Source organism: Streptomyces sp. R818, from assembly GCF_056172735.1.
On the sequence record NZ_JAOCNE010000013.1, the window covers coordinates 184366 to 195407 of the forward strand.

8 protein-coding genes and 1 pseudogene are annotated in these 11042 nt (G+C 71.5%); 6 read left to right on the top strand and 3 right to left on the bottom strand.

All coding sequences use genetic code 11. The features are described from left to right. Positions 1–15: 15 nt before the first annotated feature. Both N5I75_RS30295 and N5I75_RS30300 read right to left on the bottom strand, forming a co-directional pair. On the bottom strand, positions 16–1581 hold the full coding sequence (locus N5I75_RS30295) for a M81 family metallopeptidase (RefSeq protein ID WP_476682674.1): 1566 nt from the start codon (positions 1579–1581) through the stop codon (positions 16–18). Then, positions 1578–2780, bottom strand: a complete 1203-nt coding sequence (locus tag N5I75_RS30300) for an ROK family protein (RefSeq protein WP_476682676.1) — start codon at positions 2778–2780, stop codon at positions 1578–1580. The genes N5I75_RS30295 and N5I75_RS30300 overlap by 4 nt, the downstream gene beginning before the upstream one ends. 239 nt (positions 2781–3019) lie before the next feature. On the opposite strand from N5I75_RS30300, the gene N5I75_RS30305 reads away from it, so the two are divergent. From N5I75_RS30305 to N5I75_RS30325, 5 genes are all read left to right on the top strand, one after another. Next, the gene (locus N5I75_RS30305) at positions 3020–4870 is read left to right on the top strand and encodes a peptide ABC transporter substrate-binding protein (protein ID WP_476682678.1); all 1851 of its coding nucleotides are present in this window, start codon (positions 3020–3022) and stop codon (positions 4868–4870) included. Further along, entirely contained in the window at positions 4867–5817 is a 951-nt protein-coding gene (locus N5I75_RS30310) for an ABC transporter permease (protein ID WP_476682680.1), read from the top strand. Before N5I75_RS30305 ends, N5I75_RS30310 begins: the two co-directional genes overlap by 4 nt. After that, positions 5814–6719: an ABC transporter permease gene (locus N5I75_RS30315; RefSeq protein ID WP_476682682.1), complete on the top strand. Its 906-nt coding sequence runs from the start codon at positions 5814–5816 to the stop codon at positions 6717–6719. Before N5I75_RS30310 ends, N5I75_RS30315 begins: the two co-directional genes overlap by 4 nt. 34 nt (positions 6720–6753) lie before the next feature. After that, positions 6754–8787 carry an ABC transporter ATP-binding protein gene (locus N5I75_RS30320; RefSeq protein ID WP_476682684.1) on the top strand — a complete coding sequence of 678 codons (2034 nt, stop codon included), beginning with the start codon at positions 6754–6756 and terminating at the stop codon, positions 8785–8787. 92 nt (positions 8788–8879) lie between these two features. After that, complete coding sequence (locus N5I75_RS30325; protein WP_476682686.1) at positions 8880–9968, top strand: WD40/YVTN/BNR-like repeat-containing protein; 1089 nt, start codon at positions 8880–8882, stop codon at positions 9966–9968. A 37-nt stretch (positions 9969–10005) separates the two neighbouring features. Here the strand turns inward: N5I75_RS30325 and N5I75_RS30330 are convergent, their stop codons facing one another. Next, complete coding sequence (locus N5I75_RS30330) at positions 10006–10683, bottom strand: uracil-DNA glycosylase (protein ID WP_476682688.1); 678 nt, start codon at positions 10681–10683, stop codon at positions 10006–10008. A 125-nt stretch (positions 10684–10808) separates the two neighbouring features. Here N5I75_RS30330 and N5I75_RS30335 point away from each other — a divergent pair. Further along, positions 10809–11042 (top strand): annotated as a pseudogene (locus N5I75_RS30335) (ATPase); the annotation flags it as partial.

Consider the following 11042-nt stretch of genomic DNA (forward strand, 5'->3'; position numbering starts at 1 on the left):
CCGCCCGAGTGCTTCCTAGAGGAGGACGGGCGTGAGGTCCGGGCCGTCCCCGGCCTCGTACGCGTCCTCGTCGAAGGGGTACAGCGGGCGCTCCACCTGGTGGTGTCCCAGGCGGAGCAGGTCCTGGTCGACACCGCCGGGGGTGAGGGCGAGCAGCCAGTCGGCGGCCATGTCGTACAGCTCGGGCTCCAGGTAGCCGATCTTGACGACGACGAGGTCGTAGGTGCGCGGGTCGATGCCGAGCCCGCCCTCGGCCGGGCCGGTGAAGTCGGCGAGCGTGTGGAACGGCTTGCGGCGCTCGACGAGGATCACGGTGAGACCGCCGACGCGGACGGCCGCCATGTCGACGCCGCGGTCGTAGGCGCCGCCCGCCGCCGGGTACGCCTGGTCGGCGGCGCGCTGCAACGCCTCGACGGTGCCGGTGAGTTCGCATGGGCCACCGTGGTTCGCGTCGACCTTGCCGCCGACGGAGAGCGTGACCTCGGCGCCCACCCCGGCCGCGAAGCAGGCGGCGACGGCGGCCGGGTCGGTGATGCCCGGGTGCACGGCCGTGACCTCACCGCTGCGGATCGCGTCGTTCTCCAGCAACTTGCCCAGCATGTAGGCGAGATCGCCCGCGCCGCCCGCCGTCGGATTGTCCCCGGAGTCGCTGATGAGGAAGGGCCGCTTGTCGGACGCGACGGCCTTCTCGATGCACTCCTCCGCGCTGCCGGTCGGGCCGACGAAGACGAAGTCCTTGCGGGCGTCCCAGTAGCGACGTGCGAGCGACTCGGCCTCACGAGCCGCGAGTTCGGCGTCCTCGCCGGTGACGACGATGGCGGCCTTGCAGCGCGGTTCGTCGGCCCAGGCGTAGCCGACCCACATCGCGGCGTCGAGGATGCCGTCCTTCCGCTCGATCTCGGCGAGCGAGGCGTAGAGGGACTTGGCCGGCTCCAGGCGGGTGCTGGTCTTCTCGCCGGGCAGCAGGACCGGGACCTGGACCCAGGCCCGGTGCGGGCGGACGCCCTCGCGCAGGCAGTGCACGAGGTTGCGGGCGGCGCGCTCGCGCGTCTCCCAGGCGTCCTCGTGCGGGGCGAGCCGGTGGGCGGTGAGCAGGTCGACGGGCTCGGCGAACCGGCGCGAGACGTTGCCGTGCAGGTCCATGGCGGTGGAGATCATGGGGCGGCCGCCGTCGGGGGCCCCGACGTGGTCGAGCGCGGCGCGCACGGCCTCGGTCAGGTCGCCCTCGGCGTCGGTGAGGCCGATGACGCTCATCGCGCCGTGGATGTCGTGGACGAGGCCGTCGAGCGGGCCCGCTTCCCGTATACGCGTGACCAGTTCGTTCTTGAGGATCAGGTACGACTCGGCCTCCACCGGGCCGCCGGGCAGCGACGTCGCGTGCAGGAGCGGCACCCACTCGACCAGATCGGCGAGGTCGCTGTCGGCCCGCGTCCACGTGTAGCGGTCGAGGAGGGCCTGGCCCCGGGTCTGCCGGAAGTCCTCGGTGGTCGAGCGGTGCGGGCAGAACGTGGAGGACTCGATGCCGATGCCGCCGATGCCGATGCGCAGGCGGCGGGCGGGTGCGGGGGTGGTGCCGGTCATGCGGGGGCGCTCTCTTCCTGGGGTGCGTGGCTCTGAGGTGCGGGGGCCGGGGCCGAGAGGTTCTGGTGCAGCGCCGTCAGACCGGCGCCGAGCAGGCCCGCGTCCGGCCCGGCCGTCGTGGTCGTGATCTCCAGGTCGGACGTGGCGAGCGGCAGGCAGCGCTCGTAGAGGACGCCCCGGACGGCGGCGACGAGGGGTTCGGCGGTGGCGAGGACGCCGCCGAGGGCGACGGCCTGCGGGTTGAAGAAGTTCACGACGACCGAGAGGACGGTGCCGATGTGGCGCCCCGCCGTGCGCACGAGGGTGGTGGCGAGCGGGTCGCCGTCCGCGACGAGCCGCAGGAGCTCGTTCGTGTCGGCCACCTCGACGCCCTGCGCGGCGAGTTCGCGGATGAGCGCGGCGCCGCTGGCGACGGTCTCCAGGCAGCCGATGTTGCCGCAACTGCACGGCCGTTCGCCCGCCGCCTCCACGCGTACGTGGCTGATGTCCCCGGCGCTGCCGGTCGCGCCGTCGTGCGGGCGGCCCGCGACGACGATGCCGCTGCCGATGCCGCGCCCCGCCTTGACGACGACCATGTGGTCGAGGTCGGGCCGGGTCGTGCGGTGCTCTCCGACGGCCATCATCGTGGCGTCGTTGGCGACGGTGACGGGCATCCCGAGCCGCTCCGCCAGCACCCTGCGCAGCGGGAACCGGTGCCAGCCCGGCATCCGCGACGGGCTCAGCACCCGTCCGTCGGCGGGGTCGACGGGCCCGGGGAACGCCACGCCGAGCGCCCGCACCGTACGCCCCGACGCGCGCTGCGCGGCGGCGAGCCGGTCCACCTGCTCGCACAGCCAGTCGACGGCGGAGTCGGGCCCGGCGGTGATGTCGTGCGGCAGGTCGACGGCGTCGTGCACGGTGCCGCCGAGGTCGACCGCGCCGAGCCGCGCGTGGTGGCTGCCGAGGTCGGCGGCGAGGGCGACGCCGCCCTGCGCCTTGACGCGGAGCAGCCGGGGCCGACGTCCGCCGCGCGAGGCGCCCTCGCCGGACTCGGTGAGCACCCCGGCCGCGACCAGCTCCTGCACGCGCAGCGACACCGTGGACGGGGCGAGCCCCAACTCCCGTACGAGATCGGCCCGGGAGGAGGCGGCGCCGGACGAGACGAGCCCGAGTATGTGCTGCGCCGAACCCGGCTCGCCGCCGTGCGCTGTGTCGGCCATGCCGCCCCCGTAGCTCCGTCACTTCGATGACTTAGTTCGACTCTGTTAGTTCGATAACGCACCGAACATTAACCATCACCGAACCAAGTTGGCCAGACCTCCCCGCATTTTGAAGTACTTTCCGAATGAACCTATTGACTTGATTCGAACGGCCGACTTAGGTTGCGGGCGCCCCTCCGTCGCACCGTGGCACGGAGCCCGGCGCTTCTCCCCCTTGGTCCCCTTGGAGGCCCTTCGGCATGCGTTCCCCCAGGTCAATGGCGTCCGCCGCGCTCGCCCTCGCGGCGACGCTGGTGGCGCTCACCGGCTGCACGCACGAGGGCGGCCGGATCGCGATGGGCCCCACCGGGGGCACCCCCGTCGAGGGCGGCACGGCCACGATGGCGCTGCCGCCCGCGGCCACACCCAACTGGATCTTCCCGATCGGCGCGCCCGGCTACGGGGCCTCCTACAACTACGCGATCCAGACACTCCTGTACATGCCGGTCTACGACGCGGTGCAGGAGAAGGGCGAGCTGACGACCACAGGTCCGGGCACGCTCGGCCTGAAGCCCACGTACAGCGACGGCAACACGACGGTGACCGTGCCGCTGCGGCAGGGCGTCAAGTGGTCCGACGGCACCCCCGTGACCGCCCGCGACCTGGAGTTCTGGTTCAACCTCGTCAAGGCGAACAAAGCCGACTGGGGCAGCTACTCGGTCGGCACCATGCCGGACAACGTGAAGAAGTTCGAGGTTCTCGACGACCACACCGTGCGGATGCGCCTGGACCGCGCGTACAACCCGGACTGGTTCACCGCCAACCAGCTCTACCTGCTGCGCGCCCTGCCGCAGCACGCCTGGGACGCCACCGAGGACGGCGGGCGGATCGGCGACCACGACCGTACGACGAAGGGCGCCAAGGCCGTCTTCGCCCGGCTCACCCGGCACGCGAAGAGCCTGGGCTCGTACGGCAGCGACCCGCTCTGGAAGACCGTCAACGGGCCCTGGAAGCTGGCCGGCTGGCGCGACACGGGCCAGGTGACGATCGTCCCGAACGAGAAGTACACCGGTCCCGAGTCCGAGCGGCCGCACCTCGACAAGGTGGTCTTCAAACCCTTCACCACCGCCGACTCCGAGTACAACGTGCTGCGCTCCGGCGGCGTCGACTACGGCTACATCCCGCCCTCGGTGATGGCGCAGAAGGAGAAGTTCGAGGACAAGGGGTACCGCGTCGACCCGTGGGAGGGCTGGGCGGCCACCTACATCGTCTACAACTTCAACTCCACGCACGCGGGCCCCGCGATGAACCAGCTCTACATCCGGCAGGCCATGCAGCACCTCGTCGACCAGGACGCGATGAGCAGGGTCATCTGGCAGGGCAGCGCCACGCCGACACTCGGTCCGGTGCCGGTCACGCCGAAGAGCCAGTACCTGTCGGAGGAGATGGAGCACAACCAGTACCCGTTCTCCGTCGCCAAGGCCAGGGCGCTGCTCACCGCGCACGGCTGGAAGACCGTCGACGGTGTCGCGCGCTGCGTGCGGCCCGGCACCGGCGGGGACGCGTGCGGCAAGGGGATCGGGAAGAACGACCCGCTGAAGCTGACCCTGCTCTCGCAGTCGGGGTCGACCGAGACGACGAACATGATGCAGGAGCTGAAGTCCTCGCTCAGCAAGGCGGGCATCGACCTGACCGTGCGCCAGCAGCCGCTCAACTCCGTGCTCGGCAACTCCGTGCCCTGCGAGGCGAAGGACTCCGGCTGCGACTGGGACATGTCGTTCTTCGGCACCGCGGGCAGCTGGTACTACCCGCTCAACCCGAGCGGCGAGCAGCTCTTCTCGACCGGCGCGTCCGCCAACTTCGGCAACTACACCGACAAGAAGGCCGACCGGCTCATCCGGGCCGTGCAGTACGCGCCCGACATGCGGGCCGTCCACGAGTACGGCGAGTACCTCGCCGAGCAGCTCCCGGTGATGTGGATGCCGAACCCCGCCTACCAGGTCTCCGTCCTCCGCAACGACCTGCGGGGCATCGAGCAGAACCCGACGGTCACGTTCGCGCCGCAGCACTGGTACTACGTCAAGAACTCCGCGAAGGGGGTTGCGAAGTGACCGGCTTTCTGGTCAAGCGTTTCCTCCAGGCGCTCGTCGTCCTGTTCCTCGTCTCCCTCATCGTCTTCACCCTTCTGCATCTGCTGCCGGGCGGCCCGGCCCGCGCCATCCTCGGCCCGAAGGGCACCCCGCAGCAGATCGAGCACTTCAACCATGCGCAGGGCTACGACCGTTCGCTGCCCGAGCAGTACTTCATGTACCTCAAGCGGCTGTTCACCGGCGACCTCGGCGAGTCGTACAAGCTGAACTCGCCCGTCTTCGACCTCCTGAAGCAGCGGCTTCCGAAGACCCTGCTCCTCACGGTCCTCTCCACGATCCTCGCGGTCGTCATCGCTGTCCCGCTCGGCCTGCTCCAGGCGGTGCGGCGCGGCAAGGCGTCCGACTACGCGCTCACCGGCCTCGCCTTCCTGCTCTACGCGACGCCCGTGTTCTTCCTCGGCCTCATCATGATCATCCTGTTCGCGCAGGTGCTGCCGGTCTTCCCGGCGGAGGCACCGCAGGGCGAGACGATCGGCCAGCTGCTCGGCGACTTCACCGGGCTCGTCCTGCCCGTCGTGACGATGGCGTTCGGCATCATCGCCATGTTCAGCCGGTACATGCGCTCGGCCGTCCTCGACAACCTCACCGAGGAATACGTGCGCACCGCCATGGCGAAGGGCCAGTCGAGCCGCCGGATCATGGTCAAGCACGTCCTGCGCAACGCGCTCATCCCGCTCGCGACTCTGCTCGGCCTGTATCTGCCGACCTTGTTCAGCGGCGCGCTCGTCGTCGAGTCGATGTTCAACTACCCGGGCATGGGCCTTCTGTTCTGGAACGCCGCGCAGGGCTCGGACTTCCCCGTGCTGCTCGGCGTGACCCTCGTCGTCGGCATCGCGACCGTCCTCGGCTCGCTGCTCACCGACATCCTGTACGCCGTCCTCGACCCCCGGATCCGGAGCGTGGCATGACGACCGCCGTGACGACCCCCCAGATACCGGGGCATGAGGAAGCCGCCCAGGCCACCCCCTCCCTCGCCCGCCGCACCCTGCGCGTCTTCACCGGCAACAAGCTGGCCCTGACCGGCGTCGTGCTGCTCGTGCTGCTGCTCGCCCTCTGCTACCTCGGCCCGCTCGTGCACTCCACCGAGCAGGTGCACACGGACCTGTCCCAGGCGAACCTCTCACCGGGAACCTCCGGGCATCTCCTCGGCACCACCGACCTCGGGTACGACATGGTCGGCCGGCTGATGGTCGCCGGGCAGACCTCCCTGGAGATCGGCCTGGCGGCAGGGCTGCTCGCCACCCTGTTCGGGACCGTGTACGGCGCCGTCGCCGGGTACTTCGGCGGCTGGGTCGACGCCGCGATGATGCGGATCACGGACGCCGCGCTCGCCATCCCCGCGATGTTCCTGCTCGTCGTGGTCGCCGCGATCATCACGCCGAGCAAGGGCATCCTGATCCTCATCATCGCGGGTGTCGCCTGGCTCTCCCCCGCCCGTCTGGTGCGCGGCGAGGCGCTGTCCCTGCGCAACCGGGAGTACGTGCAGGCGATGCGGATGATGGGCGGCGGCGGTGCCCGCGCCGTCTTCAAGCACATCGTGCCCAACGCCATCGGCACGGTCATCGTCAACTGCACGTTCCAGATCGCCGACGCCATCCTCTACGTCAGCTACCTCGCCTTCCTCGGCCTGTCCATCCCGCCGCCCTCCGCCGACTGGGGCTCGATGCTGTCCGCGGGCATCACCTACACGCAGAACGGCTACTGGTGGCTGATCTTCCCGCCGGGCATCGCGATCGTCCTCGTCGTCGCCGCGTTCAACTTCATCGGCGACGGGCTGCGCGACGCCTTCGACGTACGGCTGCGCAAGTGAGCAAGAGCCAGTCCCTGAACCCTAGGAAGCTGACATGACCGAGCCTCTGCTCAGGATCGACGACCTGCGGGTCGACATCGCCACGCGTGACCGCACCGTCCACGCCCTCGACGGCATCTCGCTCGACCTCGCGCCCGGCGAGGCGCTGGGCATCGTCGGCGAGTCCGGCTGCGGCAAGACCATGACCGCGCTCAGCGTGCTCGGCCTGCTGCCGCCCGGCGGCACCGTCACCGGCGGCCGCATCCTCTTCGACGGGCACGACCTGGCCGCCGCGCCCGCACCCGTCCTCCAGGACGTCCGCGGCAACACGATCGGCATGGTCTTCCAGGACCCGCTGACCTCGCTCAACCCGACGATGACGATCGGCGCGCAGGTCGCCGAGCCGCTGCTCCTGCACCGCGACCTCACGAAGAAGGAGGCGTACGCGCGGGCCGAGGAGACGCTGCGCCTCGTCGGGATGCCGCAGCCCGCGGAGCGCATGTCGGCCTACCCGCATCAGCTCTCCGGCGGTATGCGCCAGCGCGTCGCCATCGCCATGGCGCTCGTCTGCGAGCCGAAGCTGCTCATCGCGGACGAGCCGACGACCGCGCTCGACGTGACGACCCAGCACCAGATCCTGGAGCTGATCGACGACCTGCGGTCGCGGCTCGGCATGGCGATGATCCTGGTCACGCACGACCTGGGCGTCATCGCCAACCGCGTCGACCGGGTGGCCGTGATGTACGCGGGCCAGGTCGCCGAGCAGGCCGACGTACGGGGCCTCTTCGCGCGGCCCCGCCACCGGTACACCGAGGCGCTGTTCGCGGCGCTGCCCGAGCGCGCCGCCGACCACGACACCGAGCTGCACACCATCGCGGGCCTGCCGCCGAGCCTGACGGCGCGGCCGACGGGGTGCCGCTTCGCGCCGCGCTGCCTGTTCGCGAGCGACGAGTGCCGCGAGAAGGAACCGTACCTCGTCGAGGACGAGGTACAGGGCGCCGGGCACCGGTTCGCCTGCTTCCACCCGGTGCCCGACGCACGGGAGGCGGCGCCCGACGAGGTGGTGGCACCCGCACCGCTGCCCGCCCAGGACACGGCCACCGACGACGTCCTCCTCGAACTCGACACGCTGGTCAAGGAGTTCCCGCTGAAGGGCGGACCGTTCTCGCGGAGCAAGGGCACCGTCAGCGCGGTCGGCGGGGTCTCCCTCACCGTGCGCAAGGGCGAGACGTTCGGCATGGTCGGCGAGTCCGGCTGCGGCAAGACGACGCTGGGCCGGATCGTCGCGGGCCTGGAAGAGCCGACGTCCGGCGCCGTCCGCTTCGAGGGGCGCGACCGCGCCGAGCTGTCGCGCGCCGAACGCCGGGCGCACCGCAAGCGCGTCCAGCTCATGTTCCAGGACTCCACGGCGGCGATGGACCCGCGCATGCGCGTCGGCGAGATCCTGCGCGAGCCGCTCGTCATCCAGGGCGTCGGCAACCGCACCGCACAGGAGAAGCTGATCGGTGAGCTGCTCGACGCAGTGGGTCTGCCGCGCGGCGCGGTGCACCGCTACCCGCACGAGTTCTCCGGCGGCCAGCGCCAGCGCCTCGGCCTCGCCCGGGCGCTGACGCTCTCGCCCGAGCTGGTCGTGGCCGACGAGCCGGTCTCCGCGCTCGACGTGTCCGTGCAGGCGCAGATCCTCAACCTGATGCGGGAGCTGCAGCGCGAGCGCGGCCTGACGTACCTGTTCATCTCGCACGACCTGGCCGTGGTCCGCTACCTCGCCGACACGGTCGGCGTCATGTACCTCGGCAAGCTCGTGGAGCTGGGCCCGGCCGAGCAGGTCTACGACCGGCCGCTGCACCCGTACACGCGCGGCCTTCTCGACACGGTGAACGTGCCCGACCCCGAGGCCGCCGCCTCCGGTACACCGCTGACCGGCGAGACCCCGTCGGCAGCGCGGCCCCCGTCCGGCTGCCGGTTCCGTACGCGCTGCCCGATCGCGCAGGACGTCTGCGCGAGCGTCGAGCCGCCCGTGTCGAGCCCGGACACCCCCGGCCACCAGGTGGCGTGCCACTTCCCGCTGGGGGTCGCCGTACCGGCCTGACCTGCGACACAGCCGCTCGGGACGCCCATTGTCAGTGGCGGGGTGCAGACTGTCGGACACCTGGAGACAACGGCGTTTCGGAGGTGTTCGGCATGACGGACGTACTGCTGGCGGTGGGCACGCGCAAGGGGCTGTTCCTCGGGCGCAGGCGCGGCGGAGCGGCCTGGGAGTTCGACGAGAGCCCGTACTTCAACGCGCAGGCGGTGTACTCCGTCGCGCTCGACACCCGGACGGACACGCCCCGGCTGCTCGTGGGCGGCGACAGCGCGCACTACGGCCCGTCCGTGTTCCACTCGGACGATCTCGGGCGGACCTGGACCGAGCCGTCCGCGCCCGCCGTGAAGTTCCCCAAGGACACCGGCGCCTCCCTGGAGCGGGTGTGGCAGCTCCACGCGGCGGCGGCCGAGCCCGACGTGGTGTACGCGGGCACGGAGCCGGCGGCGCTCTACCGCTCGGTGGACCGGGGCGAGTCCTTCGAGCTGTGCCGCCCGCTCTGGGAGCATCCGACGCGCTCGCAGTGGGTGCCCGGCGGCGGCGGTGAGGGCCTGCACACAGTGCTCACGGACGCCCGGGACCCGGGGGCGCTGACGGTGGCGGTGTCGACGGCCGGGGTGTTCCGCTCGGCGGACGGCGGCGCGAGCTGGGCCCCGTCGAACTCCGGGGTGGCCGCCGTGTTCCTGCCCGACCCGGACCCCGAGTTCGGCCAGTGCGTGCACAAGGTGGCGCGGGACGCGGCCGACCCGGACCGGCTGTACCTGCAGAACCACTGGGGCGTGTACCGCAGCGACGACGCGGGCGCGAAGTGGACCGACATCGGCGAGGGCCTGCCGTCGACCTTCGGCTTCGGCGTCGCCGCGCATCCGCACCGGGGCGACACGGCCTACGTCTTCCCGATCACCGCGGACATCGACCGGGTCCCGGCCGAGCGCCGCTGTCGCGTCTACCGCACCCAGGACGCGGGCGCGAGCTGGGAACCGCTGACCAGAGGGCTCCCGGAGGGCGACCACTACGGCACGGTCCTGCGGGACGCGCTGTGCACGGACGACGCGGACCCGGCGGGCGTCTACTTCGGCAACCGGAACGGGGAGGTGTACGCGTCCGCGGACGACGGCGACAGCTGGCGGCAGGTGGCGTCCCACCTGCCGGACGTGCTGTGCGTGCGCGCGGCGGTCGTGGGGTGAGGCCCTGACGCCGGGCGGCTGAGAGGGTTCGGGAGACTTACGGCAGGCGCCAGTCCACCGGCTGCGCGCCGAGCCCGGTCAGCAGCTCGTTGGTGCGGCTGAACGGGCGGGAGCCGAAGAAACCGCGGTCCGCCGACATGGGCGAGGGGTGCGCGGACTCGATCGCCGGCAACTGCCCGAGCAGGGGGCGCAGGTTACGTGCGTCGCGCCCCCACAGCACGGAGACGAGCGGCCGGTTCCGGGCGACCAGGGCGCGTATCGCCTGCTCGGTGACCTCTTCCCAGCCCTTGCCGCGGTGCGCCCCGGGGCTGCGCGGAGCGGTCGTCAGCGCCCTGTTGAGCAGCAGCACGCCCTGCTTCGTCCACGGGGTCAGGTCGCCGTTGGACGGGCGGGGCAGGCCGAGATCCGCGTTCAGCTCGCGGTAGATGTTCTGCAGCGAGCCGGGCAGCGTCCGCACCTCGGGCGAGACGGCGAAGCTCAGGCCGATCGCCATGCCGGGGGTGGGGTACGGGTCCTGGCCGACGATGAGGACCCGGACGTCGTCGAAGGGCTGCTGGAAGGCCCTGAGGACGTTCGCCCCGGCCGGGAGGTAGGTCCGCCCTGCGGCGATCTCGGACCGCAGGAAGTCCCCCATGGCCGCGATGCGTCCGGCCACGGGCTCCAGGGCCTTCGCCCAGCCGTCTTCGACAAGTTCGTTCAAAGGTCGCGCTGCCACGACGCGTCACTCTACTGCCACGTCGCGGACGCTCCGCAGCCGGGGAACCCATGCGTGGAAGGGGTGTACGGGGAGGGGTGCGGCGGCGCTATGGTTCCTCCTCGAACAGGACAGGAGGTCCCCGGGTGCCCACAGCGAACCAGCCACCGGCCGCCGACACGGCGCCGGACGCGGCGCGTTGGGTGCTCGGCGTCGACTCCGGCGGCTCGGGCCTGCGCGTCGCGCTCGCCCCCGCCGACGACTTGTCCCGTGCCGCGACCACGGCGTCCCGCGAGCCCGTGCGCACCGGGGACGCGGGCATCGACCCGGCGCATCTCCTTGAGCAACTGCTGCCCATGGCAGGGGAGTTGCTGAAGGCG

Coding starts and splice junctions, on each gene's coding strand:
- N5I75_RS30295 (WP_476682674.1), bottom strand. CDS start 1,581: ATGACCGGCACCACCCCCGCACCCGCCCGCCGCCTGCGCATCGGCATC.
- N5I75_RS30300 (WP_476682676.1), bottom strand. CDS start 2,780: ATGGCCGACACAGCGCACGGCGGCGAGCCGGGTTCGGCGCAGCACATA.
- N5I75_RS30305 (WP_476682678.1), top strand. CDS start 3,020: ATGCGTTCCCCCAGGTCAATGGCGTCCGCCGCGCTCGCCCTCGCGGCG.
- N5I75_RS30315 (WP_476682682.1), top strand. CDS start 5,814: ATGACGACCGCCGTGACGACCCCCCAGATACCGGGGCATGAGGAAGCC.
- N5I75_RS30320 (WP_476682684.1), top strand. CDS start 6,754: ATGACCGAGCCTCTGCTCAGGATCGACGACCTGCGGGTCGACATCGCC.
- N5I75_RS30325 (WP_476682686.1), top strand. CDS start 8,880: ATGACGGACGTACTGCTGGCGGTGGGCACGCGCAAGGGGCTGTTCCTC.